Source organism: Lysobacter dokdonensis DS-58 (assembly GCF_000770795.1).
Lineage (GTDB): Bacteria > Pseudomonadota > Gammaproteobacteria > Xanthomonadales > Xanthomonadaceae > Noviluteimonas > Noviluteimonas dokdonensis.
Map to the genome: position 1 here is coordinate 88,620 of NZ_JRKJ01000018.1, position 22,340 is coordinate 110,959.

A 22,340-nucleotide genomic window follows, 5' to 3' on the forward strand; every position below is an offset into this window, starting at 1 on the left:
CATGCCGGCCATTCTCCACGATCGACACGCCGCGGCCGCATGCGCTGGTTCCGACGCAAGAAACCCGACGACGCCCCGCCGCCTTCGACCGACGTCCAGACCGACGCCCCGCGCGCCGCCGACGCGCCCGAAGGCGCAGGCATCGCCGCGCCCGAACCGGAAACGGCACTCGTCGAAATCGACCGCAACTTCGAGCCAGTGGTCGAACCGCCCTTCGTTGAACGCGCCGCCCCCGCGACCGCCGGTAAATCCGGATGGCGCGAGCGCCTGCGCGGCAGCGGCTTCGCCAAGAGTCTCGGCGGGTTGTTCTCGCGCAACCCGAAGCTCGACGACGACCTGCTCGACGAGATCGAAACCGCGCTGCTGACCGCCGACGTCGGCGTGGCCGCGACGACGCAATTGCTCGAAGGCCTGCGCCAGCGCATGAAGCGCCGCGAATTCGCCGATGCGAAGGAATTGCTGCGTGCGCTGCGCGCCGAACTCATCGCGATGCTCGCGCCCGTCGCGCAGCCGCTGGTCATCGATCCGCACGCCAAGCCCTTCGTGCTGCTCACCGTCGGCGTCAACGGCGTCGGCAAGACGACGACCATCGGCAAGCTCGCGCGCCGCTTCAAGGACGAAGGCCGCAGCCTGATGCTCGCCGCGGGCGACACCTTCCGCGCCGCCGCCGTCGCGCAATTGCAGGCATGGGGCGATCGCAACGACGTGCCGGTGATCGCGCAGGGGCAGAACGCCGATGCCGCATCGGTCGCCTTCGACGCATTGAACGCGGCGAAGTCGCGCGGCGCCGACGTCCTGATCGCCGACACCGCCGGCCGCCTGCACACGCAGCAGGGCCTGATGGCCGAATTGGGCAAGATCCGCCGCGTGATCGCGAAGGTCGACGCCTCCGCGCCGCATGAAGTGCTGATGGTGATCGACGGCACGACGGGCCAGAACGCGCTGTCGCAATTGCGGCAATTCAACCAGGCGGTGACCGTCACGGGCCTGGTGGTCACCAAGCTCGATGGCACGGCGAAGGGTGGGGTGGTGTTCGCGCTCGCGCGCGAGTTCGGCATCCCGATCCGCTATGCGGGCATCGGCGAGCGCCCCGAAGACTTGCGCGTGTTCGACGCGGACGCCTTCGTCGACGCCCTGCTCCCGGAATCGCTCGGCGCCTGATGACGCGCGCGCGCCGCTGGCTGCTGGCCATTGCGGCGGTGGCGCTGCTGCTCGCGCTCGCGCTGTGGTTCGTCTCGCGTCCGCAGCGCGTCGCATCGCTGGTGATGTCGCAGCTCGGCTCCGCGCTCGGGCTGGAAATCACGGCGCGCGGCGTTTCGGAATACACGCTCGCCGGTGGCCCGCGCCTGGTGTTGCGCGACGTGGAAGCGCGTGCGCATGGCGCTTCGCGTCCGCTGCTGCATGCCGATCGCGTGGATGTGTCGGTGCCGTGGTCGACGGTGCGCACGCGCGGCGCGGACCTGGCGATCAAGCGCATCGAACTCGATACCCCCGTGCTCGACGTGCCGATGTTGCAGGCGTGGCTCGCGTCGCGGCCCCCGAGCGAAGAATCGAAGATGCCGACGCTGTCCGATGGATTGCGCGTGCGAGATGGCCGCGTGGTCGGCGCCGGGTGGTCGATCGATGCGATCGCGCTCGACGTGCCGCGCGTGATGCCGGGCAAACCGGTCGAAGCGCAAACCTCGGGCCGTTACGTCGCGCGCGACACGCGCGTTCCGTTCGAACTCGCGCTGAAGATGACGCAGCCGGCGAACGACGCCGGCCTCGGCGCGCACGGCACCATCACGCTGGAACAACCCGGCCGCCGCATGCCCGCGACCGTGCGCGTGTCGGGCCCGCTGCATTTCGACGACCACGGTGTTCGCATCGCGCCCCTGCGCGCATCGATCGCCGCGCGTTACACGCAAAAGGATGTCGATCTGCCGTTCGCCTTCGCGCTCAACGGTCCGCTGCGTTACGAAGGCGGCGCGGTGTCGCTCTCGCCCGCCGGCCTCGCGTTGCGCGGCAAGGGACTCGTGCCGAACTTCGACGGTCGCGCGGCCTTCGCATACACCGACAAGGCGATGCTGCACCTGGCCGGAACACTCGCGACGTGGCCCGACGCTTGGCCCGCGCTGCCGCCGCCGATCGGGCAATCGACCTCGCCGCTGCCCGTCGTGCTCGATTACGCGGGGCCATTCGATTTCTCCGATGTCGCGCGGTTGCAACTGACGCGCGATGCAACGCGGCTCGACGCGCGCTTCGCGTTGCCCGCGGTGCTGTCGTGGATCGATGCAGCGCAATCCTCGCCGCTGCCGCCGCTGAGCGGACGATTGACGACGCCGACGCTCGACATCGGCGGCGCGGTCCTCGAAGGCGTCGACGTGCGGATGCACGACCCCGCGCTCGACACGGCCGCACCATGATCGAGAACGATTCCTTCGCGAGCCGTCTGCTCGCATGGTTCGACGTCTCGGGCCGTCATGACCTGCCCTGGCAACACCCGCGCACGCCGTATCGCGTGTGGTTGTCGGAAGTGATGCTGCAGCAGACGCAGGTGCGCGTCGTCATTCCGTATTTCGAACGCTTCCTCGCCACCTTGCCCGACGTGCGTGCGCTGGCAGCCGCGCCGCTCGACGAGGTGATCGCGTTGTGGGCGGGCCTGGGCTACTACGCGCGGGCGCGCAACCTCCATGCGGCGGCGAAGGCGTGCGTCGAAAAGCACGACGGGGATCTGCCGCGCGATCTCGACGCGTTGATCGCCCTGCCCGGTATCGGCCGCAGCACCGCGGGCGCGATCCTTTCGCAGGCGTGGGGCGATCGCTTCCCGATCCTCGACGGCAACGTCAAGCGCGTGCTCGCGCGCGTGCACGGGATCGAAGGTCATCCGGGCCTGCCCGCGATCGAAAAGCGCATGTGGGCCATCGCGGAATCGCAACTGCCCGATGCGCGCATGGCCGACTACACGCAGGCCCAGATGGACCTCGGCGCAACGCTGTGCACGCGCGCTGACCCGGCATGCGTGCTGTGCCCGATGCAAACCGTGTGCACGGCGTTGCGCGAAGGCCGCACCGCCGAACTGCCGACACCGAAGCCCGGCAAGCCGCTGCCCGAACGCAGCGCGCTGATGCTGTGGATCGAGGACGCGCAAGGCCGCGTGTTGTTGCAGCGCCGCCCGGCCGCGGGCATCTGGGGTTCGCTGTGGTGCTTCCCCGAACATTCCGACCACGACGCGGCGCGCGCCTGGTTCGCCGAACACATCGCGTCGGATTACGACCGCGCCGAACCGCTGGCGCCGGTGGCGCACGGGTTCACCCATTACCGGCTGCAGATCCAGCCCCTGCGTTGGCGCGATACATCGGCGACACGCACGACGGGCGATAATGGCGACCTGCGCTGGATCGAACGCGCGTTGCTGCATACGCTCGGCCTGCCCGCGCCGGTCCGCAAATTACTGGAAAGCTGAGATGCCCCGCACCGTCTTCTGCGTCGTCGACCAAACCGAAACCGCCGGCCTCGACTTCATCCCCTGGCCCGGCCCGGTGGGCAAGCGCGTGTTCGAGAACGTGGGCAAACCGGCCTGGCAACGCTGGCTCGCACACCAGACCATGCTGATCAACGAAAACCGGCTCTCGCCGCTCGACCCCAAGCACCGCGCGATGCTGGAGGCCGAGATGGAAAAGTACTTCTTCGGCGGCGGCGCGGAGAAACCCGTCGGTTACGTCGCGCCCGACGCCTGAGCCGTCAGATCGTCTTGCTTTCCATCGCCTTGCGCGAGGCACGCACGGCTTCGATGTCGAGCGGGCGGATCTCTTCGATCCGGCAGTTCATGTTCGAACCGGCGAAGGCCACGCGATCGAACTTCGCCTGCACCCACGCGCCGGTCTGCGTGGTGATGACCATCGCCGCGGCGCCGTTGTCGTAATCCAGGCACGGGCCGCTGAGGCGCATCAGGTACGACTCCTTCGGCCGCATCGTCACCACCACGTGGTTCCTGTCGACCTCTTCCCAACCCTGCGGCGAGAAGTAATTGATCTTTGCGATGGGCTCGCCGGCGTTGGATTCGTAGAGGGAAAGCCGCTGCTCCTTCGTCATCCCCGACGAACATGCGCCGAGCAGCAATGTCACCGAGACCGCGGCGACGGCGGAAATCATCTGGCCTTTCATGGGGAACCTCCCGTGTCCCGGCCCCGTGTCGGGGCCGCCTGATCCAATCTTGCTCCCGACAAAGGCGTGCGGTCGCCCCCGCCCGCACGCCATTCAGCGAGCATGCGGCTTGCCCTGCCCCGGCCATCTGCGTAACATGCGCGGCTCGCTGGCCGGGTAGCTCAGTTGGTAGAGCAGGGGATTGAAAATCCCCGTGTCGGGGGTTCGATTCCCTCCCCGGCCACCAGTATTCAAGTGGTCACCGAAAGCCCGCACTTGCTGCGGGCTTTTTGTTTGGGCCAAGAACGTGTCATCGATCCGGCAGGCTGCGCCCCGAATGGTGCCGTATGGCCGTCGCAGCTGCATTCCCTGGGGTGGACCTGATTCGCGCCCGGGGCCGCGCGTCGGACAAAGCCGCGATCAATTCCGAAGCGCATCCGCTGCAGCGCGATGGGAAGTGGCGCGCATACCGACAACGAATTGCAACACCGCGAACGCGATGTGGACGGCTGTCGACACATAACCCAGTGCGAGCATGTCCATGAAGATGAAGAAATGCCAAAGCGCGATGTTCGACGCGCCCAGCAGCGTGTGCACGGCGGCGCCGGTGAAATGCCATGCGCGTGCAGGCGGCGCCTGCGTGCGGCCGACGTAGAGGAACCACAAGGCGAAGATCGCGGCGAGGCCGTGCGCTTCGAGGAAGCCGATGCCGCTCGACGGCTCGCCACGCAGGGCCGTGACCAGGGGGCCCGCGCCGAAGAAGATGGCGCGAATGTCCATGAAGAATGACGGAATGGCAAACAGTCCGAGGACGATGCCATTGGCGAACATGAGGCGTTGGCGGCTGGTCATGGTCACAAGGCTGCCCCACGGGCAGAGGGATGGCAACGAGAACAATTAATCCCTTCGCTCGCCGGGCGACGCTCGATGCGCCCGGCTTCACGCTGCTGGACGCCGGCGGACTCCGACCGCGTTCGTTTAATTATTCTCGTTGCCACACGCACCGCCACGGGCGCACTGTATCGCCGTTCAATTCCCCCTCGCCCCCCCATGAAGCTCGTCATCGCCACTTACGGCACCGAAGGCGACGTGCGCCCACTGGCGGCGCTGAGTCGCGCACTCCTCGACGCCGGACATCAGGTCCACCTGCTCGCCGACCGTTCCACATTGCGGCACGCCGATGCGCTGGGTGTGGCAACCTCGGCGCTCTCCGGCGACATCAAGGGCGTCGACGATCCGCAGGCGGGCATCGACACCGTCGTCGCGAACGATCGTGGCGTTCAGGGCATGGCGAAGGCGCTGGCGCATATCGCCAACACGCACGCGACCGCATGGCTGCGCGAAATCGTACACGCTGCGCGGGACGCAGACGCGATCCTTGTCTCCGGCCTTGCGGCATTCACGGGACTCTCGGCGGCCGAGTATCTGCGGCGCCCGGCGATCGGCGTGGGCTTCATTCCGTTCTCCCCGACCTCCGCGTTCCCCACGCCTTTCGTGCGCTCGCGCTTCGTCCCGCGATTCCTCAATCGCACGAGCCATCTGCTCATCAACGAAGTGCTCTGGCGTGCGTTCAAGCAATCCACCAACCGCGCACGCGCCGAAGCGTTCGGCATGCCGCGTCGCGACGCCGCCTGGACGACCCATCCGATGGTCTACGGCGTGTCGCCGTCGCTCGTACCCGCGGCGCCGGATTGGCCGGATTCCACGTCTGTCAGCGGGCAATGGGTCGCGCCGAGCAAGGACTGGTCGCCGCCGGACGCGCTACGCGCCTGGCTCGACGCCGGCGAAGCGCCGCTGTATGTCGGCTTCGGCAGCATGGTCGGGTTCGATCGCGACCGGCTCATGCGGTGCGTCGTGGAGGGCGTTGGCGGTCGACGCGTGCTCTTCCACCCGGGTTGGGCGGGACACGACGCGACACTCCCCGGCAATTTCTTCGTCATCGACGACGTCCCGCACGATTGGTTGTTCCCGCGCGTCTCGGCGGTCGTCCACCACGGCGGCTCGGGGACGAGTCACTCGGCCGCCCGTGCGGGCGTCCCATCGGTCGTGCTTGCCTTCGCCGGCGATCAAGCGTTCTGGGGCGACCGCCTGGCGAGCGCCGGCGTCGCCCCGAGGCCGCTCAACGGGCATCGATGCAGCGCACGCGAAATCGCGGATGGCATCGCGTTCGCGGGTCGCAGCGACGTGCGCGCAAAATCACAAACGTTGGGCGAACGCATGCAGGCAGAGAATGGCCCTGCCATCGCAGCGGAAACGCTCGAACAACTCATTGCATCACGAGCAGGAACCCCGCCATGAACAACGCGTACGACATCGACACCGACACCATCCTCCACCCCGTCGGTACCGATTTCGACATCACCGCCATCGGCGCCGCACAGAACCCGTGGTGGAACCGCACGCTCTGCGCCGTCAACGATGCGTGGGTGCGGCTGGGCGTGCTCGACGGCGACTTCCATTGGCACAAACACGACGACACCGACGAGTTTTTCATGGTCATGGAAGGGCAGCTGGACATCGAACTCGAAGACCGCATGGTCACGCTGCAACCCGGCCAGGCCTTTACCGTGCCGCGGGGCGTGATGCATTTCCCGCATGCGCGCGGCCGGACGGTGGTGCTGATGATCGAGCGCGCGGGCGTGGCTCCGACGGGGGACTAGCGAGCCCGTAGGGCGCCGCCGTCAAGCCCACATGCTGCCCTTGTGTTGCGTCAGATTGGAGGCCGTTGCCGGCGGGGGTGACCGCTTACGGCCAGAAGCGGACATCTCGATCACGCGCGGGCATGACTCCCCCGGATCCCTGCAAGTCCCGCCGAGAAAAGCATGATCGAGCCGCCCAGGACCATGCGCCTGTGCTCGATGGAGCCGTGGGTAAATCCGACAAGTGCAACAAGTGCACAGCCGCCAATCCCCAGCAACAGCAATGCCCACGCAAGCCTGTGGCTTCCTTTGCGACCCAGCGCACTTCTCCCTCCAAGAACGGCGCGGCACAAAATGAAGACGACACAGGCGAGTACCACCCCAACAACGGCCGAGGCAACCCAGGCCCCTTTCGATACAAGGAGCATGGACAAGAGGCCCAACACAATCGCCAGCATGGCACTGAGAGCAATGCCGAACGCGCGTTCTCCCCGCGTAGGCTGACGAGTGAACTCCTTCATGCCGCGACGCTCCTGATAACTGCTAATGGCGAGCAAAGCATACGCAATGAGCCGACGCCGTGTGGCTCGCCTCAATTGCGCAATATTCAAGTGGTCACCGAAAGCCCGCACTCGTTGCGGGCTTTTTGTTCGGGCCAAACGTGTCATCGATCCGGCAGGCTCGCAGGTCTGGATCAGACGACACGTCCAGGCGCTCCGTCTGGCGCGTGACTGCTTCCACGAGTTCAGCGGTCCAGTCCTCGGCAAACGCTTGGACGTGTTGGGAGAGCCACTCGCTGGAACGGACCTCCGCGGGAAGTGCATACGCAGCGGCGACGCGATCGGCACGCAGCCTGCGCCACTGCTGCAGCAACTCCGTGGGGTCGGGGTGCGTCTGCACCACGGCCCGCAGGGCCATTTGCTGCACGGCGAGTTGCGCCTGCAGGATCGCAATTTCTTCGCGCCAGCTGTCCATCTCCAGCTCCTGGATAGAAAGGAATCTGTGGGAGCGCCCCGCTGGAACGCGGGGCGCGCTGGGTCAGAATGTCGAGCCCACCTGGATGCGTCGAGGCGTCGTTTCGGGACGTTTGGGAATCATGATCTGCAACACGCCGTTATGTCCCGTCGCCGTGATGCCGTCCGGGTCCGCGCTATCGGGTAGCGCGAACCGGCGATGAAAACTGCCGTGCTGGCGCTCCACCCTCGAAAAACGCTCGCTGTTGTCGTCGACCTCGCTCGTTCGCTCGCCCTTGATGGTGAGCAACCCTTTATCCATCTGTACATCGATGTCCTCGGGGTTGACGCCTGGAATGTCGGCGTACAGGACGAAGCGACCTGGCTCCTCCTTGATGTCCACCAGCGGTATCCACTGGCTGGTGACCACTGACGACTCGTCCTTCGAGCCGCCTTGTAGAAAGTTGCCTTCAAACAGGCGATCGATGATCTGGCGGACCGGATCCGTGGTTCCCTGTCCGCCCCACTGCGGAAAGCGAGCCATCTGGTTCATCGCATTTCTCCAATCTAGCTGGTTGATCTCCGGATGTGGCAGCGCCCATCCGCGCGGGAAAATAGCGCGCCTGCGCGGTTTTTCAAGCGGGCGAAACTCCTCCGTTGGCGATCCTTAAGCGGCGTCAAAAAGGCATTAAAAACTGCCTTCCGCTGCCTCAGGAAATATGCCGTGGACGACTCGTCTTGATGGGCATCCGCTCAAGCCATCTGATCGCTTCTTCCCGATCATCGAAGAACGCTAGTTCGAGTTTCCTGATCTGGGCCGTCGTCTCCGTGGACCGGCCGTCTTCGCGTGAAAGGCCAAGCATTGCGACCCGGCAACCATTCAAGGCGGGAGACACCGCGCTCTTCGCGATGAAGTCGACGCGCCCGCTATCGTCGTTGGCCAGTAGCTGCGCGTTCCTGAAATTCACCAGGATGTTCCGCACGCTGGATTGGAAGCAGGACCAATCTCAAGCGTGCTTTGAGCATCCCGTGTCACGGTTCGATTCCCTCCCCGGCCAGGCATAACATGATGGGAACACCGAGAAATGAAAGGCTCGACTGCAAAGCGGGGCCTTCGCGCCAGCCTTGCGCACGCCAACGATCAACTTCTGTCGCGCCACGGCGACTTGCGCCGTGCGGTCGTGTTAGCGATCCTCCTCACCACACCGTCGTTAGAAACCGCGATCACAGCGGATGATCGCCTTGCGGCGTGTCTGCTCTGCCCAACTCATCTAGAAGATTCGCATCATCAATTACCTGATTTCTCCGCTAGGTAGACGCCAATCCGATTGCCCGCCTCCATCCCCCATGCTGCTATTTGGACGCGCCAGTGAATCGCGAATTTGCAAAGCGCGCTTGCCAAATCCATTTAGGAGAAATTGATGCGTGAGTTGACTGCCGGTGACCTTGCCGTCGTTCATGGCGGAAAGATGTCACTCACAACGAAGTACGTGATTGGCTTCGGCTTCGTCGTATGCCCCGCTCTTGGGGCAGGAATGCTGCTTGGCTATTACGCCAACGCCTGAATAACCTGACCAGATGGGAAAGCGCGTGCGTGAACTTTCAGAATCGGAACTCGAACAAGTGAATGGCGGCACCCTCGCGACAGCGATTGCGCTCGCCGCTCTGGGCGGCGCGGTGTTTGCCTTTGGTTATGAAGTTGGTAAGGACATGGCTGCTCGGGACGCGCGTTGAAGCAGATCGCGATGTCCGTTTTGTATATGCACACCAATTGAGTGAATCAACATGAACAAGGAAACCAAACTTGCGTTTGTTGCGTTGACCGTGATCGCGGTCGGCCTTGCACATGCCGCGATCGGGTACAGCCTTGGGAAGCGGCTGGCCCTGTCCGAGGGCTCAATAAACACTAGGGATCATTAGTCGGCCCTCTCGGTCGCAAGGAACAAGAGTAAGTCCCGGCCGATTGGATGGGGCTTACTTCTTGGACGCATGAACGTCATTCATCAATCCGAATCCTCCGAATGCGGCTTGGCATGCCTTGCCATGGTGGCCTCGCATCATGGTCAACATGTTGGCCTGCGCGAGCTGCGCCGCCGATTTCCTCTTTCCCTCAAGGGTGCCCCGCTCTCGCGACTGATCACCATCGCCGGAGATTTGGGATTCCAGTGCCGCGCGCTGCGCCTCGAGCTGAAAGACCTCAGTCAACTTGCCACGCCGTGCGTACTGCATTGGGACCTCAACCACTACGTCGTCCTGGCCAAAGTACGCGGCGACAAAGTCACCATTTACGACCCGGCTTCCGCCAAGCTCGTGCTGTCGCTGTCCGAAGTCTCCGCGCACTTCACAGGCGTTGCGCTTGAACTGACGCCGGGCGCTTCGTTCGTCCGTGAGCGCGCTGCGCCGTCCGTCTCCGTGCGCCAATTGAGTGGCCGCGTGACTGGGCTCTGGCGTTCGCTCGGCCTACTGCTCGGCTTGTCCGTTGCCTTGCAGGTGTGCGCGCTTCTGGCACCGTTCTATATGCAATGGGTCGTGGACCATGTACTGGTGGCCGCCGACCGCGATCTACTCACTGTGCTGGGCCTTGGCTTTGGCCTTGTGGTCCTGCTGCAAGTCGCCATGGGCGCCCTGCGCGGCTGGTCAGTCGTCTATCTTTCCACGCGCCTAAGTCTGCAGTGGACGGGCAACATCTTCGCGCACCTGCTGCGTCTGCCACTGGACTTCTTTGAGAAGCGTCACCTGGGCGATATCACTTCTCGCATGGGCGCAGTGCAGGCGATCCAGCGCACACTGACGACAAGCTTTGTCGAAGCCCTGATCGATGGCCTTACGGCGTTGGTAACGCTGGGCATGATGCTGCTGTATAGCTGGAAGCTGGCGACAGCCACCATGCTGGCTGTGGGGCTCTATCTTGGGGTGCGTGCAATCGCCTTCCGTCCCTTGCGCGATGGCACCGAGCGGCAACTAGTGGCTGCTGCCCGGCAGGAAACCCACCTGCTGGAGTCCATCCGGGGGGTTCAGTCGGTCAAGGTCGCCGGTAGTGAATCGGTGCGCCCATCCACCTTCTTCAACCTGATGCACGACACCGCCAACCAAGACGTGCGCTTGGCAAAGCTCTCTCTTGGCTTCAGCTCGGCCAGTCAGTTGATCTTCGGCATCGAGCGAGTGGCGGTGATCTGGGTCGGCGCCGCGCTGGCACTGCAAAACGTGTTCTCGGTGGGCATGCTTGTCGCCTATCTCGCCTACAGAGAACAGCTCGCCCAACGCGTGTCCGGGCTGATCGATAAGTGGATCGAGTTCCGCATGCTACGCCTGCATGGGGAGCGGCTTGCGGATATCGCGTTGGCCGAACCTGAGGCGGAGACGCAGCCCGTTAGCGTCAGTCACGACATCCAACGCGCACGACTCGAGGTGTCGGGCCTGTCCTTTCGTTACGCCGAGGGCGAACCATTGGTCATCCACGACTGCACCTTCAGCGTGGAAGACGGCGAGTCGGTCGCAATTGTTGGCGCCTCGGGCTGTGGCAAGAGCACGCTGGTCAAGCTATTGCTAGGACTACTGCCGCCCACGCAGGGAACGATTGCCGTGGACGGTAACGACTTGCGCAAGCTCGGGCCCGCGCACTTCCGCCAGTGGGTCGGCGCCGCGATGCAAGATGACCAGCTCTTCGCCGGAAGCATCGCCGAGAACATTGCCTTCGGTAATGACGGCTACGATTTGGAGCGGGTGATGCAGGCGGCCGCGCTGGCCGCCCTCCACTCGGACATCCTGGGAATGCCCATGGGCTACCACAGTTTGATTGGCGATATGGGCACCACGCTCTCAGGCGGACAGAAGCAGCGTGTCATATTGGCGCGAGCGCTATACCGCCGGCCTCGCTTCCTGTTTCTCGATGAGGCGACAAGCCATCTTGATGTCGACTGCGAGCGTCAAGTGAACGACGCTGTGCGGGGCTTACCACTGACCCGTGTCATCATCGCTCACCGCCCCGAGACTATTGCCAGCGCCGATCGCGTGCTCGTGATGCACAGCGGGCAAATCGTGCAGGAACTTCGGCCGAAGGCGGCCCCACTTTCCGCGCTTGCGTCGCAGCTGGCATGACGCAGGGCCTGTTCCGAGCCGAAGTGTGCGAGGCCAAACGCGCCAGCAATCTGGGCGGAATTTCGCTAGCACAACCGGTACGGCTCTGGGCGCTGGCAGTTGTCGCCGGTGTCGCCGTAATTAGCGTCGTGGCATTCCTGTTTCTTGGGGAGTACCACCGGCACTCGCGCGTACCCGGGCAGCTCGTCCCCAGCCTCGGGTTGTCGACAGTGGTGGCACCGACAGTGGGCGTGGTCGCTCGCGTTTTCGCCGACGAAGGCGCACGAGTCCACTCAGGCGAGCCGCTACTACAAATCGACGTGCCGCGCACGACGGCCACCGGACACAATGCGCTTGAACTTGTCCGCGAAGCGCTCAATGCACGTAGCGACAGCGTTCGAAGTCTGTGGGCCGCGCAGCGCGCTCAGATCGACGCGCAGTCTGCAGGGACGCGCCAGCAGTTGACGAGGGTACGGGAAGAGTTGAATCACGTGAAGCAAGCCATCGCCACGCGCGACGAACAAATTCTAATTGCCCGCAACACGGTCGAGCGCTATCGCCGGTTGGCTGCAGACGACTACGTCAGTCAGGTGCAGTTAGACCAGCAGGCGCAGGGGCTGCTGGATCTGGTCAACGAGCGGCAACGGCTGGAGCTGCAAGCGGCCAGCACGCGCCGGGGTATCGCCCAACTAGAACAATCCCTGCGAGAGATGCCGGCGCAGCGACAATTGGCCCAGGCGCAAGCGCAGCGCGAACAAACTCTGCTCGATCAGGAAAGCATCGAGCGCGAAACCAGCGGCGGCTTGCAGGTGGTAGCGCCCGTGGCGGGCATTCTCGCAACGCGCTTAGTGGAACCCGGCCAAGCTGTCCAGCCCGGTGAGCCGCTCCTGAGCCTGTTGCCCGAAGGCTCGCAGTTGCAGGCGCAGTTGCTCGTACCCAGTCGCGCTGTCGGCTTCATCGAGCCCGGCGACTCGGTGTTAATGCGCTATCAAGCGTTCCCCTATCAGAAATTCGGGCATCAGCGCGGCACCGTAGTTCGCGTGTCGCGGAGCGCGATTAATCCGGGCGAGTCCATGGCGCCAGTCGTCAGAGGACAAACGCAGGAGCCCTACTATCGCGTTCTCGTCGCGCTTGAGGCTCAAAGCGTCACCGCCTATGGCAAATCCGAAACACTGCGCCCCGGCATGTTGCTGGAGGCGGACATCCTCGGCGAGCGACGCTCGCTGATCGAATGGATTCTGGAACCGCTGTACTCGCTCAACGGGAAGCTGGGCGGCGCCTGACGCCAGCGCGGGTGACACACTGCCTCCATGCGCCAACGCCCTCCCACCATCGATGGCCTGACCGCCAGCACGCTGCAATTACCGCCCGGCCCGTGGCCGACGGTGCTGGCGTGCCTGTGCGAGCGGTTTCCGTCTGTGGCGCAAGCGCAGTGGATCGACCGGATGGCGCGCGGGCGCGTCGTCGACCACGACGGGAATCGGGTGACGCCGGAGACGCCGTATCGCATCGGGCTCGAAGTCCATTACTTCCGCGAAGTCGCCGACGAGGCGCCGATTCCGTTCGATGAAGCCGTGTTGCACGAAGACGCCGACTTGTTGGTGGCGGACAAGCCGCATTTCCTGCCCGTCGCGCCCACCGGTGCGCATGTCCACGAAACCTTGTTGGGCCGGCTGATCCGCCGCACCGGGAACCACGCGTTGGTTCCGCTGCACCGGATCGATCGCGAGACCGCCGGATTGGTGTTGTTCTCGACCAACCCGGACAGCCGCGCACGTTACCAGGCGTTGTTCCGCGATCGGCGGATCGAAAAGCACTACGAGGCGATCGCACCGGCGTTACCGGGCATCGCATTTCCCCGCGTGCATGCCAGCCGGATGGTCGCAGGCGAACCGTTCTTCCGCATGCAGGAAGTCGAAGGACCGGCGAACAGCGAAACCCGCATCGACGTCATCGCGCGCGGCGATGCGCGCTGGCGTTACGCACTGACACCGATCACCGGCCGCAAGCACCAACTGCGCGTGCACATGGCCGCGCTGGGCGCGCCGATCGCCAACGACACGCTCTATCCGTCACTGCGTCCGCGTTCGCCGGGCGATTACGACGCGCCGTTGCAACTGCTCGCCAATCGCCTGGCTTTCATCGATCCGCTCAGTGGCGGCGAGCGCATGTTCTCGAGCAACTTCCTGCTCCAGGCCTGAGCGGGATCAGCCAGGCCGGGCCTTCGTCGCGGCCATCAGCGTCGCCGCATCGACGACGCGCATCTGCATCGCCCTCACCGCATCCGCCGAAGCAGCGTCCGATTCCCCCGCCACCAACAACAGCTTTCCGCCGGGCATGGCGATCTCCGCGTGGAAAAGCGTGTGCGCGGTCGAGAGGTTCTTCCATTCGACAAAGAAGTACGGGACGCCATTGCGGGTCCCCAGCTTGCAAGCCTGCACGTTCGCCTTGCCGGTGGGCCCGGAGAGCTCTTTCTCGGCCGAACGACAATAGGTGTCCGCCGACTTCTTGTCTTGCACCGGAGCGCCGGGGGAGAGGCTGAGGTTGACGTTGTTTCCGCTGTTTCCATAAAAGAACACTTCGACTGACCCGTTGCGCAGGCTCTCGATGAACGGATCCCGCGAATCGGGCAGGCGCGCCGGGTCCAGGGCGTGCCAAGGTGCCGAAACATCGAACTGGACACCGAACTTGCTGGCGAAGTCCGCCGCGGATGCCGCGGTCGCGCACAAACAGGCGGCGATGAAGATGACGGTGCGCTGGAATTGCAAGATGGCCCCCTTTCGGTCTCTCCCCGAGACGCCTCGATGATACCGAACGCAGGGGTCGCAATCGCTATCGCGTCGCTCCTGAGATTCATCCCGGCCGGAAGTGATGCACGTACCGGCGACTCACGGGGAGCAAGTCGGTGCGCGCCTTCAGGTGCAGGCGCGCCGTCTCGTTCTCACCGCGCACCACGTGGCTGACGGCGCGCAGGTTCACGACCACGGCGCGATGCACCTGCACGAATTGCGCGGGATCGAGTTGCGCAATCAGGTCCTTCAACGGCGTGCGCACCAGCGCTTCCCCGCCCTTGCCTGAGTCGTCGCGCCACGCCACGCGCGTGTACTTTTCGTCTGAGCGCAGGTAATCGATGTCCTCGACGGCGATCAGCCGAACGTCGTTGCCGATCGACGCACGCAACCAGCGCAGGTGCGTGCGCGACAGGTGCTGCAACAGCGGGCCCAGGTCCGCCATGGAGGTCTGTGCACGCAGCCGCGCCTGCAAACGCGCGACCGTGTCCGCCAGGCGCGCGGGCTCCACGGGTTTGACGAGGTAATCGATCGCGCCCTGTTCGAAGGCCTGCACCGCGTAGCGGTCGAAGGCGGTGACGAAGACGATCTGCGCGCGCTGGCCGATCGCGCGCGCGGCATCGATGCCGTCGAGCCCGGGCATGTGCACGTCGAGGAAACACACATCGGGCGTCAGCGCCTCGAAACGCTCCACCGCTTCGCGCCCGTTGCGCGCTTGCGCGACGATCTCCAGTTCCGGCCATGCGTCGGCCAACTGGCGCGCGAGTGCGCGGCGCAATAGCGGCTCGTCGTCCGCGATCAAGGCCGTCGGCGAGATCGCGCTCATGGCACCGGGGGCCGCGCAGGCAGGACGAGTTCCGCACTGGTGCCATGCGGATGCACCGCGCCGAGCGTGAGTCGCGCGGCATCGCCGAATGCGAGTTGCAGGCGTTCGCGCAGGTTCGACAAGCCCGTGCCGTCGAGCGTCGCGCCCGACAGTCCGACGCCCGTATCGATGACCTGCAGGCGGCACTCTTCACCGCGTACCGTGGCGCGCACGTCGATGCGTCCACCCTCCTCCGCCGGGTCGATGCCATGGCGCACGGCGTTCTCCACGAGCGTCAGCACGCTCGTCGGCGGGCACGCGACAAGCATCGCACCGGCTTCGGCATCCACCGACCACTGCAAGCGATCGGGCATGCGCATGTGCATCACCGACAGATAGGCGCGCACCAGGTCCAGCTCCTGCGCCACGGTGCCGCCCGGCTCGTGCAGGCGCGGCACGGCCGCGCGCAGATAGGCGATCAGGCTGCCGAGCACGCTCGATGCCTGCGGTGATCCGGCATCCACCAACTCGCGCACGTTCGCGAGGGTGTTGAACAGGAAGTGCGGCTCGACCTGCGCTTGCAACAAGCGTAGCCGCGCATCCAGCGCATTGCGTTCGTATCGGCTCCGCTCTAGTTCGAATGCGAGCGCCTGCGTGCGCACTTGCCCGCTGATCTGCCGATACAACGCCGACATCGCGATCCACGGGCCGACCAGCAAGCCCATGAACGCGATGAAGCTGAAGCCTTCCATGCGCGACTTCACCGCCCACCAGTGCACGTCATGCGGCGTGGTGAACGCATACGTCAAAGCGGCGGCCACCGGCATCACCGCCGCGACGCTCGCGACCTGCAGGCCCCAGCGCGGGAACCACGCCGGCAAGCGGCGCGGCCAACGTTCGAACAAGCCGAAGACGAACAGCGCGGCGAGGCCGACCATCAGCAAGCGCAGGAGCAGCAACCAATAGGACGACAACCAGTTCGCCGACATCGGCAGGCTGGCGACGAACGCTGCGATTCCGACCACGCGCAAGCGGCGCCACCCGAACCACGGTCCGGGCACCGGCGCAGCGGAGGCATGGGCATCGGACATGGCGCGACGATACCAGCCCGGCCGTGCGCATCGTCGAGGTCTTCCGTCCTTCATTCCCTCCAGGCCGTCGTTCGTCGCATGGCGGCTGGACGTGCCCTCGGCGCACTTCCAGAGTCGGCGCATTCCACGACGAGGAGACGCCGCCATGCTGCGCTGGGTGCATATCGCTGCCGGGCTGGTCGCCATCCTTGCGGGCTTCACCGCGTTGTTCGCGAAGAAGGGATCGCCGCTCCATCGCCGCGCAGGCGATGTGTTCGTGGTGGCGATGATCACCCTGACCACGACGGCCCTGTACGCCGCCGCGTTCGTGCATCCCAACCGCGGCAACGTGGTGGCCGCGTTGGTGACGCTCTATTTGGTGACGACCTCCTTCCTGACCGTGAAGCGCGATGTCGCCGTGGCGCGCGGGTGGTACGTCGCCCTGATGTTGCTCGGCCTTGCGGCGACGGCGCGCGCCGCGTGGCTCGGCATGCTCGCGGTGCGCGAGGGCGGCGTCGACCACTTTCCTGCCGGCGTCTTCTTCGCGTTCGGCTTCGTCAGCCTCGCCGGCACGTTGCTGGATGGGCGTTTGCTGATCGCGGGCCGGATCGAAGGCGCGCAGCGACTGGTCCGGCACCTCTGGCGCATGGGCACCGGGATGTGGATCGCCACGGCCTCGTTGTTCCTCGGGCAGGCGAAGTTCTTCCCGGACGCGATGCGGTCCTCGGGCGTGCTGAGCGTGCCGGTGCTGGTGGTCGCGGGCGTGACGCTGTTCGAACTGGTGCGCACGATCCGGCGCAAGCGTGTCGCGAAAGGGCGCGTCCATGCGCCCGAAGGTCCAGGGCTCAGCCCTTGAGCACGATCTCGCACTTGGCGAACTCTTCGTCGCTCTGCGACTTCACCGCGCAGTCGAGTTGTTCGCGGCTCAGCCCGATCTTGTCGGCCTGGCATTCGGCGACGATGCCCGTGCGCATCTCCTCGACGTCCTTCTGTTCCATGTAGAGGTTGTTCTCCATGCCGGACATCCCGACCAGCTTGTCGGCGAACACCTTGCATTCGGCCTCGCCGAACGATTCCGACCCGCCGACGGCCGAACAGCCGGACACCCCCAGCACCATCACGACGACTGCCATCCCTGCAATCCGCTTCATCATCTGTAATCCCCTTGGGTTGAAGTGACACATCGAAACAATCGTCAGAGCATCAGCGCGTGCGTTCCGCGCTCGTTGCGCTCCAGGCCGGTGAACACGACGCTGCCGGTCGTCGCGTCCCATGCGAACGGCGCATTCGTGTACGGATTCTGCCAGCGTGCGGCGTGCACGCGCGGTGCGGCATCCGACGCGGTCGCATGGGTTTCGCGCAATTCGGCGGCCAGCAGAGCCGCGCGGCGAACGCCTTCGATGTCGCTGGCGCGCACTGCGTATTGGTCCAGGTCGTTCACCATGCCGATGTCGTGCAGGATGTGCCCGAAGAAGTTGTACGCGTGGTACGTCCCTTCGGTGGCCGACGATTCGCGGTGGGAGGCTGCGATGGCCCCCGGGATCGCCGGGTAGTCGACATCCAGGCGGTCGGACAGGCGGACGAAGTCGCGCGCCGTCATGTTGTTCGTGGCCTGGGGTTGGAAGAACGGGCGTTCCAGCGCGTCCTTCACCTTGTTCGGCGACATCAGGCCGGGCTTGTCCACCAGTGCGGCCAGGCCCGTCGACCGGAAAACGTACTCGCCGGCGAACACGCGCCGCATCGAATACTCCTCGCGCGTGATGGGCTGCGTCCATGCAGCTGGCGGCGCCGCAGGCTTGCCGGCGGCATGCAGGTCGCGCAACACGAGATTGCCGACGGTGAGGTTCCGCTTCAGCGCGGAGGTGGCGATCATCTTCGCGATGAGCGTGTCCGAAGATCGCAACGCCATCCGCCAGAACGTGAAGTCGCGGTCCAGCGCTGCGCGCGCGGCCTCGCCGTCACCGGCGCGCGCCTGCTGCCACGCCTGCATGAACATCAATTGCTGGCCGTGGAGCGCCGGGGAAAAGCGGGGAGACGGCGTGCTGACGTCCGTCCCGACGACTTCCTTCCATTCGCGCAAGCCCTGCATGCGAACGTACCGTTCGAGCAACCAGTGCTCGGATGCCAGCCAACCGTCGACCTGCGCGAAGTCCCCCTGCACGAGGCGGGCGCATTCGGCGGTGCCGGTCTTGCACGCTTCGGAGAGCGTGGTGATCGCCGACGACCTGGCGCGTTGATATTGATGTTCGCGTCCCGGGAGGAAGGCGTACTCGCCTTCCTTGGGAGGCGTGTACCGTTCCAGGAACGCCTTGCGTTGGATTCCCCACGCGAGCGGATCCTGGCCTTCGGGCACGTCCATCCCGAGCAGGAACACCCAGGCATTCGCGGCATCGGGGACGTCGGGCTTGCTTGCGACGATTTGCTGCAACGCAACGTCGTCCTTCGATGGCGCTTCGTCCGACCAATTGATCGCGATCAACGCCGCGTAACCGAGAATGACGAGCCCCACGCACGCGCAGACCAACCACGCCAGCAGGCGTGCCGGATTTCCCATTCGATATCCCCTGGTCAAGCCGATTCTTCGTCCACACCGTAACGCAACCAGCGATCCGCGACGCCGGCATCGCTGAAGGCGCGGGCATCGATGCCCGCTTCGCGGGCGAAGATCTCGCAGTATTCGAGGTGGTCCATGCCACTGGGCTTGACGTGCGCGATGCGCATGCCTTCCAGGCCCCTGCCCTTCATCTTGTCGACGAGGTTGCGCCATTCGGAGATCGCGAGTTCATCGCCGACGAGCCGGTCGCAGACGTAAAGCCACTTCGGGCGTTGCTCGGCGACCGCGCCGACGATGCGCTCCCAGTAGGCCACGGTGTTGTCCAGCGTGCGCAAGCCCGTCACGGTCGCCATGAGGCCGCCGCCGGGGCGAGTGAGGGCGATGGAGAAATCCTGTTGAGCCATGGGTGCTCCCGGGCGTTCCGTGCCTTGCGCCAGCTTAGCAATTCCGTCCGCATGCGTTTTGCAAGATCATGCGCGGTCCACCCCATACCCGCCCGGGCCCGATGAACCTCCTTGTGCGCTCCTGCCTGCCGTTGTTGTTCCTGGTCGCTGCCCTCCCCGTCGCCGCGGCGGAACCCGACCACCCCGGGATTCACGCCGTGATCGAGTCGTTCCGCACGGCGATCATCCAGCGCGACAAGCCGCGCTTCCTGGGTTTGTTCCTGCAGCCCGACGCGCCATGGCAACTGGTCAACGGCGATGCGACGCTCGCGCAGATCCAGAAAGAACGCCCGCAGGCGATCAAGGCCCGCTACAAGGCCGAGAACAACCCGGTCGCCTTCATCGACGGGATCGTGAGGAGCGAGCGGACCAGCGAAGAGACGTTCTCCAACATCCGCATCGACGGGGATGCCGACGTGGCGACGGTCACCTTCGACTACACCTTCAAGTCCGACGGCCGCGAAACCAACCACGGCACGGAATGCTGGCTGATGGTGCGCACGCAGGATGGCTGGAAGATCACCACGCTCGCATATTCGTACAACCGCTGAAGGGCGTATCGCTACAGCGCGCCCGTGATCGGTGACACGAGCGCGCTTTCCGCCGCGCATTTTGTCGAATCGGCGAGTGCGGCGGCATTCAACTCGTCGCGCGCCGCGGCTACGTCGGCACGGAACGTTGCGTCCGTATGCAAGCGCGCGACCGCACCGGCGGCCACCGTGCGCCCCGCAAGGATGTCGCTCTGCCAGTGCGCATTGCACACCAGGCGGCTTTCGCCGAACGACCGCGCGCGTGCAAGCACCGCATCCGCGCGATCGGGCGCGACTTCGACGAGCACCAGGCCCCACGTCCATCCGATCGCCGTGTGGCCGGAGGGATACGAACCGTCGTTGCGCAAGGCCGCTTCCTCGCCCGGCGCGCAGGTGTGTTCGTCGTAGTGCACGAACGGGCGCTGGCGCTTGTAGTGGTCCTTCGCCTTGTACGTCGCCATGCCGCCGTCGACCATCGTGCGTTGCAGCAGCAGGTACAGGCGTGGCGTGGCGTCCTTCGACACGGTCTTTCCGAGCGCGCAATCGAACGTGCTGGCGGCGTGCGGGAAGTGCAGGTCGGCGTCGGAGGTCGCCAGTGTGTCGCGCGGCGTGTTGCGCAGCGCCTGCGCCGCCTTGTGAACCGCTTCATCCTGCGCGAATGCGGACGATCCCGGCGCCGGCGGTTGCGGCACCAATGCGAGGCTGTCGGGCAACGCGCGCCCCAGGTATCCCGCGGGGACGCCGGGTTTGAGTTCGGGCACCTGTGGCGCCACGGCGGGCGGCGGCGTGCTTTCGACGGCGCTGCCCGCGCAGGCGACCACCGCAGTCATGCACGCGCCCGCGAGGAGCGCGCGCACTTGCCGGCTCATGCGCGCTTCTCCAGCGGCGGCGGGAAGTACGTGCCGTCGGCGACGCCCCCCTTCGGCCCGTAGAAGCGGAACGTCAGGCGATAGTCCTGTCCCGTCGGCGTCGGCAACCAGTTCGAATCGGGTGCGTCCGCGGGCTTGTCGGAGGCGAAGTACAAGGTCAGCGAACCATCCGGGTTGTACTTCAAACCCGATTCGCGATTGAGCAAGAAGCGGTTCTTCGGATTCTTCAACACCCGCATGAACATCGGGTCCACCGCGATCACGGACCAGAAGTAGTTCGCGTACTTCGGCGGGAGGTCATCTTTCGGGAACGTGAGCGTGTAGGTGTTGTCGCCGTTGAGCGTTGCACCTGCACCGTCCACCGCGGCCTTGTAATAGATCACTTCATCCAGGCGATTGGCCCAGATGCCGCCGAGGTTCACCAGCGTGCGGCCGAGCCAGTCATCGTTGTATGTGCCGGCGACCGCAGGACGCACCCAGCCATTGCGGATCGTTCCGTGCCCGATCAATGCGCCGGCCTTGCCGAGATCGGCGTGGGCCTTCTCGCGGACGATCTTGTCGACGCGGGCGCGTTCGGCAGGATCCGCGATGCCCGCGGCGATCGCCCGCGCTTTCGCGGCCAGTCCTTCCATGCCCGGGTTGATGTCCTGCTCGCTGTCGAGCACCGCGTCGGCATGCTCGAAGGCTTCGACACCCGGCAGATGTTGTTGGTCGAACTCCGGCGTCGCGGGAAGCGTGGGCGGCGTCGGCGTGCCCGTCGCGCGCAGCGCGAACTTGTGTTGCAGCGCGACGGCCTGGTTCCAGTCGTCGCCCAGTTCCACGCGCGCCAAGACGCGCATGTATTTCACCGGTACGTCGATGCGCGTGGTGTTCGCCGGCAACGTCACGTTCGCCCCCTTCAGGCATACCGCGAAGTCCCCGGAAGGCTTCGCGGCCTGCGTGCGCTCGTTGATGTTCGCCACCGTTTCGCCCCAGCCGTTGAGGAATTGCACGGTGTAGTAGCGGCCGGTGATCTTCGGCACGGTGACGAGGGTGCAACTGTTTTCATCCACCGCGACCCACGCTTCGGAGTACGCGACATCGAGGTTCGGGTTCGGCCAATCCACCGCGCCCGGTTTGCGGTGGATCATCGTGTTCCACTTCCAGCCTTCCGCGAAGTCCGCCTTTTGCTGGCGGAGCACGAGCAGGCGGCCCATCAGGTAGATCCAGGCATCACTGATGTCCTGCTCTGTGTATGCGGCGGCCCCTGCAGTCGCCGTGGCGGATGCCGTCGTCGAGACCGACGCCGGCGTGGCCTCCGGTGCCGTCCGATTGCAGGCACCCGCCACGAGCGCGATTGCGGCCATCCAGGACATCGATGCAACGCTGTTCATGAAAGCCTCCCAGGCGCCCGCTCCATGATTCGACGAATCGCAGCGCAGGCGCGTCGGAGCTTTCACGTACGCCCGGCCAGTAGAAATACGGTGTGGTTCACGTTGATGAAACC

The 22,340-nt window shown here is 65.3% G+C and carries 27 protein-coding genes and 1 tRNA gene; 14 read left to right on the forward strand and 14 right to left on the reverse strand.

Features of this window, described 5'->3' with window-relative positions; genetic code table 11:
* The first annotated feature begins 39 nt into the window (after positions 1-39).
* The 4 genes from ftsY to LF41_RS11555 are packed head-to-tail and all read left to right on the forward strand — an operon-like array spanning position 40 to position 3,719.
* Positions 40-1,161: a signal recognition particle-docking protein FtsY gene (gene ftsY / locus LF41_RS11540; protein ID WP_084073571.1), complete on the forward strand. Its 1,122-nt coding sequence runs from the start codon at positions 40-42 to the stop codon at positions 1,159-1,161.
* Positions 1,161-2,405, forward strand: a complete 1,245-nt coding sequence (locus tag LF41_RS11545) for an AsmA family protein (RefSeq protein WP_036169828.1) — start codon at positions 1,161-1,163, stop codon at positions 2,403-2,405. The genes ftsY and LF41_RS11545 overlap by 1 nt, the downstream gene beginning before the upstream one ends.
* Positions 2,402-3,445, forward strand: a complete 1,044-nt coding sequence (mutY, locus tag LF41_RS11550) for an A/G-specific adenine glycosylase (RefSeq protein WP_036169830.1) — start codon at positions 2,402-2,404, stop codon at positions 3,443-3,445. The genes LF41_RS11545 and mutY overlap by 4 nt, the downstream gene beginning before the upstream one ends.
* A gap of 1 nt (position 3,446) precedes the next feature.
* Positions 3,447-3,719 carry an oxidative damage protection protein gene (locus LF41_RS11555; RefSeq protein WP_036169832.1) on the forward strand — a complete coding sequence of 91 codons (273 nt, stop codon included), beginning with the start codon at positions 3,447-3,449 and terminating at the stop codon, positions 3,717-3,719.
* A 4-nt stretch (positions 3,720-3,723) separates the two neighbouring features.
* Here LF41_RS11555 and LF41_RS11560 read toward each other — a convergent pair whose 3' ends face one another.
* Positions 3,724-4,146 (reverse strand): DUF6491 family protein, encoded by a 423-nt coding sequence (locus LF41_RS11560; RefSeq protein ID WP_036169834.1) that lies wholly within the window; start codon positions 4,144-4,146, stop codon positions 3,724-3,726.
* 150 nt (positions 4,147-4,296) lie between these two features.
* Here LF41_RS11560 and LF41_RS11565 point away from each other — a divergent pair.
* A tRNA-Phe gene (locus tag LF41_RS11565) sits at positions 4,297-4,372 on the forward strand.
* A 173-nt stretch (positions 4,373-4,545) separates the two neighbouring features.
* Here LF41_RS11565 and LF41_RS11570 read toward each other — a convergent pair.
* A complete protein-coding gene (locus LF41_RS11570) occupies positions 4,546-5,022 on the reverse strand; it encodes a hypothetical protein (protein ID WP_152599998.1) in 477 nt (158 codons plus the stop codon).
* 153 nt (positions 5,023-5,175) lie between these two features.
* Between LF41_RS11570 and LF41_RS11575 the strand changes: the two genes are divergently transcribed.
* Complete coding sequence (locus tag LF41_RS11575) at positions 5,176-6,423, forward strand: glycosyltransferase (RefSeq protein ID WP_036169836.1); 1,248 nt, start codon at positions 5,176-5,178, stop codon at positions 6,421-6,423.
* Positions 6,420-6,785, forward strand: coding sequence for a cupin domain-containing protein (locus LF41_RS11580; RefSeq protein ID WP_036169838.1), 366 nt, complete (start codon positions 6,420-6,422; stop codon positions 6,783-6,785). The genes LF41_RS11575 and LF41_RS11580 overlap by 4 nt, the downstream gene beginning before the upstream one ends.
* A 110-nt stretch (positions 6,786-6,895) precedes the next feature.
* On the opposite strand, the gene LF41_RS11585 is transcribed toward LF41_RS11580, so the two are convergent.
* The 4 genes from LF41_RS11585 to LF41_RS11600 all read right to left on the reverse strand — a co-directional run bounded on the left by LF41_RS11585 (position 6,896) and on the right by LF41_RS11600 (position 8,700).
* On the reverse strand, positions 6,896-7,285 hold the full coding sequence (locus LF41_RS11585) for a hypothetical protein (RefSeq protein WP_036169840.1): 390 nt from the start codon (positions 7,283-7,285) through the stop codon (positions 6,896-6,898).
* 94 nt (positions 7,286-7,379) lie between these two features.
* The gene (locus LF41_RS11590; protein WP_036169842.1) at positions 7,380-7,739 is read right to left on the reverse strand and encodes a hypothetical protein; all 360 of its coding nucleotides are present in this window, start codon (positions 7,737-7,739) and stop codon (positions 7,380-7,382) included.
* A gap of 63 nt (positions 7,740-7,802) precedes the next feature.
* Positions 7,803-8,270, reverse strand: a complete 468-nt coding sequence (locus LF41_RS11595) for an Hsp20/alpha crystallin family protein (RefSeq protein ID WP_036169844.1) — start codon at positions 8,268-8,270, stop codon at positions 7,803-7,805.
* 157 nt (positions 8,271-8,427) lie between these two features.
* Positions 8,428-8,700 (reverse strand): hypothetical protein, encoded by a 273-nt coding sequence (locus tag LF41_RS11600; protein WP_036169846.1) that lies wholly within the window; start codon positions 8,698-8,700, stop codon positions 8,428-8,430.
* Between the two features lie 438 nt (positions 8,701-9,138).
* Here LF41_RS11600 and LF41_RS17015 point away from each other — a divergent pair, with 438 nt between their 5' ends.
* The 5 genes from LF41_RS17015 to LF41_RS11615 all read left to right on the forward strand — a co-directional run bounded on the left by LF41_RS17015 (position 9,139) and on the right by LF41_RS11615 (position 13,995).
* Positions 9,139-9,282: a hypothetical protein gene (locus tag LF41_RS17015; protein WP_161786956.1), complete on the forward strand. Its 144-nt coding sequence runs from the start codon at positions 9,139-9,141 to the stop codon at positions 9,280-9,282.
* Positions 9,283-9,295: 13 nt separating this feature from the next.
* Complete coding sequence (locus LF41_RS16480; protein WP_084073573.1) at positions 9,296-9,451, forward strand: class IIb bacteriocin, lactobin A/cerein 7B family; 156 nt, start codon at positions 9,296-9,298, stop codon at positions 9,449-9,451.
* Between the two features lie 255 nt (positions 9,452-9,706).
* The gene (locus LF41_RS11605) at positions 9,707-11,815 is read left to right on the forward strand and encodes a peptidase domain-containing ABC transporter (RefSeq protein ID WP_036169848.1); all 2,109 of its coding nucleotides are present in this window, start codon (positions 9,707-9,709) and stop codon (positions 11,813-11,815) included.
* Positions 11,812-13,077: an HlyD family secretion protein gene (locus LF41_RS11610; RefSeq protein WP_036169850.1), complete on the forward strand. Its 1,266-nt coding sequence runs from the start codon at positions 11,812-11,814 to the stop codon at positions 13,075-13,077. The genes LF41_RS11605 and LF41_RS11610 overlap by 4 nt, the downstream gene beginning before the upstream one ends.
* A 27-nt stretch (positions 13,078-13,104) precedes the next feature.
* Complete coding sequence (locus LF41_RS11615; RefSeq protein WP_052116371.1) at positions 13,105-13,995, forward strand: pseudouridine synthase; 891 nt, start codon at positions 13,105-13,107, stop codon at positions 13,993-13,995.
* 6 nt (positions 13,996-14,001) lie between these two features.
* Here the strand turns inward: LF41_RS11615 and LF41_RS11620 are convergent, their stop codons facing one another.
* The 3 genes from LF41_RS11620 to LF41_RS11630 all read right to left on the reverse strand — a co-directional run bounded on the left by LF41_RS11620 (position 14,002) and on the right by LF41_RS11630 (position 16,479).
* Positions 14,002-14,562, reverse strand: a complete 561-nt coding sequence (locus LF41_RS11620; protein ID WP_036169852.1) for a hypothetical protein — start codon at positions 14,560-14,562, stop codon at positions 14,002-14,004.
* 85 nt (positions 14,563-14,647) lie between these two features.
* Positions 14,648-15,409: a LytR/AlgR family response regulator transcription factor gene (locus LF41_RS11625; RefSeq protein ID WP_036169854.1), complete on the reverse strand. Its 762-nt coding sequence runs from the start codon at positions 15,407-15,409 to the stop codon at positions 14,648-14,650.
* Positions 15,406-16,479, reverse strand: a complete 1,074-nt coding sequence (locus tag LF41_RS11630; protein ID WP_052116372.1) for a sensor histidine kinase — start codon at positions 16,477-16,479, stop codon at positions 15,406-15,408. The genes LF41_RS11625 and LF41_RS11630 overlap by 4 nt, the downstream gene beginning before the upstream one ends.
* Before the next feature lie 145 nt (positions 16,480-16,624).
* Here LF41_RS11630 and LF41_RS16220 point away from each other — a divergent pair, with 145 nt between their 5' ends.
* Entirely contained in the window at positions 16,625-17,314 is a 690-nt protein-coding gene (locus LF41_RS16220; RefSeq protein ID WP_052116373.1) for a DUF2306 domain-containing protein, read from the forward strand.
* Here the strand turns inward: LF41_RS16220 and LF41_RS11640 are convergent.
* The 3 genes from LF41_RS11640 to LF41_RS11650 form a co-directional block, all read right to left on the reverse strand.
* Positions 17,304-17,591 (reverse strand): hypothetical protein, encoded by a 288-nt coding sequence (locus LF41_RS11640; protein ID WP_036169857.1) that lies wholly within the window; start codon positions 17,589-17,591, stop codon positions 17,304-17,306. The two genes, LF41_RS16220 and LF41_RS11640, sit on opposite strands and share 11 nt — an antisense overlap.
* Before the next feature lie 62 nt (positions 17,592-17,653).
* Positions 17,654-19,012: a hypothetical protein gene (locus tag LF41_RS11645; RefSeq protein WP_036169858.1), complete on the reverse strand. Its 1,359-nt coding sequence runs from the start codon at positions 19,010-19,012 to the stop codon at positions 17,654-17,656.
* Between the two features lie 14 nt (positions 19,013-19,026).
* Positions 19,027-19,416, reverse strand: coding sequence for a hypothetical protein (locus LF41_RS11650; protein ID WP_152599999.1), 390 nt, complete (start codon positions 19,414-19,416; stop codon positions 19,027-19,029).
* A 101-nt stretch (positions 19,417-19,517) separates the two neighbouring features.
* Between LF41_RS11650 and LF41_RS11655 the strand changes: the two genes are divergently transcribed.
* Positions 19,518-20,006 carry a nuclear transport factor 2 family protein gene (locus LF41_RS11655; RefSeq protein WP_036169862.1) on the forward strand — a complete coding sequence of 163 codons (489 nt, stop codon included), beginning with the start codon at positions 19,518-19,520 and terminating at the stop codon, positions 20,004-20,006.
* Between the two features lie 11 nt (positions 20,007-20,017).
* On the opposite strand, the gene LF41_RS11660 is transcribed toward LF41_RS11655, so the two are convergent.
* On the reverse strand, positions 20,018-20,854 hold the full coding sequence (locus tag LF41_RS11660; protein WP_036169863.1) for an acid phosphatase: 837 nt from the start codon (positions 20,852-20,854) through the stop codon (positions 20,018-20,020).
* Positions 20,851-22,227 (reverse strand): DUF1214 domain-containing protein, encoded by a 1,377-nt coding sequence (locus LF41_RS11665; RefSeq protein ID WP_036169865.1) that lies wholly within the window; start codon positions 22,225-22,227, stop codon positions 20,851-20,853. The genes LF41_RS11660 and LF41_RS11665 overlap by 4 nt, the downstream gene beginning before the upstream one ends.
* Positions 22,228-22,340 lie beyond the last annotated feature (113 nt).

Coding starts and splice junctions, on each gene's coding strand:
- LF41_RS11660 (WP_036169863.1), bottom strand. CDS start 20,854: ATGAGCCGGCAAGTGCGCGCGCTCCTCGCGGGCGCGTGCATGACTGCG.
- LF41_RS11585 (WP_036169840.1), bottom strand. CDS start 7,285: ATGAAGGAGTTCACTCGTCAGCCTACGCGGGGAGAACGCGCGTTCGGC.
- LF41_RS11610 (WP_036169850.1), top strand. CDS start 11,812: ATGACGCAGGGCCTGTTCCGAGCCGAAGTGTGCGAGGCCAAACGCGCC.
- LF41_RS11630 (WP_052116372.1), bottom strand. CDS start 16,479: ATGTCCGATGCCCATGCCTCCGCTGCGCCGGTGCCCGGACCGTGGTTC.
- LF41_RS11595 (WP_036169844.1), bottom strand. CDS start 8,270: ATGAACCAGATGGCTCGCTTTCCGCAGTGGGGCGGACAGGGAACCACG.
- LF41_RS11655 (WP_036169862.1), top strand. CDS start 19,518: ATGAACCTCCTTGTGCGCTCCTGCCTGCCGTTGTTGTTCCTGGTCGCT.
- LF41_RS11575 (WP_036169836.1), top strand. CDS start 5,176: ATGAAGCTCGTCATCGCCACTTACGGCACCGAAGGCGACGTGCGCCCA.
- LF41_RS11650 (WP_152599999.1), bottom strand. CDS start 19,416: ATGGCTCAACAGGATTTCTCCATCGCCCTCACTCGCCCCGGCGGCGGC.
- LF41_RS11590 (WP_036169842.1), bottom strand. CDS start 7,739: ATGGACAGCTGGCGCGAAGAAATTGCGATCCTGCAGGCGCAACTCGCC.
- LF41_RS11615 (WP_052116371.1), top strand. CDS start 13,105: ATGCGCCAACGCCCTCCCACCATCGATGGCCTGACCGCCAGCACGCTG.
- LF41_RS11640 (WP_036169857.1), bottom strand. CDS start 17,591: ATGGCAGTCGTCGTGATGGTGCTGGGGGTGTCCGGCTGTTCGGCCGTC.
- LF41_RS16220 (WP_052116373.1), top strand. CDS start 16,625: ATGCTGCGCTGGGTGCATATCGCTGCCGGGCTGGTCGCCATCCTTGCG.
- LF41_RS11560 (WP_036169834.1), bottom strand. CDS start 4,146: ATGAAAGGCCAGATGATTTCCGCCGTCGCCGCGGTCTCGGTGACATTG.
- LF41_RS11605 (WP_036169848.1), top strand. CDS start 9,707: ATGAACGTCATTCATCAATCCGAATCCTCCGAATGCGGCTTGGCATGC.
- LF41_RS11645 (WP_036169858.1), bottom strand. CDS start 19,012: ATGGGAAATCCGGCACGCCTGCTGGCGTGGTTGGTCTGCGCGTGCGTG.
- LF41_RS11545 (WP_036169828.1), top strand. CDS start 1,161: ATGACGCGCGCGCGCCGCTGGCTGCTGGCCATTGCGGCGGTGGCGCTG.
- LF41_RS11580 (WP_036169838.1), top strand. CDS start 6,420: ATGAACAACGCGTACGACATCGACACCGACACCATCCTCCACCCCGTC.
- LF41_RS17015 (WP_161786956.1), top strand. CDS start 9,139: ATGCGTGAGTTGACTGCCGGTGACCTTGCCGTCGTTCATGGCGGAAAG.
- LF41_RS11625 (WP_036169854.1), bottom strand. CDS start 15,409: ATGAGCGCGATCTCGCCGACGGCCTTGATCGCGGACGACGAGCCGCTA.
- ftsY (WP_084073571.1), top strand. CDS start 40: ATGCGCTGGTTCCGACGCAAGAAACCCGACGACGCCCCGCCGCCTTCG.
- LF41_RS11555 (WP_036169832.1), top strand. CDS start 3,447: ATGCCCCGCACCGTCTTCTGCGTCGTCGACCAAACCGAAACCGCCGGC.
- LF41_RS16480 (WP_084073573.1), top strand. CDS start 9,296: ATGGGAAAGCGCGTGCGTGAACTTTCAGAATCGGAACTCGAACAAGTG.
- mutY (WP_036169830.1), top strand. CDS start 2,402: ATGATCGAGAACGATTCCTTCGCGAGCCGTCTGCTCGCATGGTTCGAC.
- LF41_RS11665 (WP_036169865.1), bottom strand. CDS start 22,227: ATGAACAGCGTTGCATCGATGTCCTGGATGGCCGCAATCGCGCTCGTG.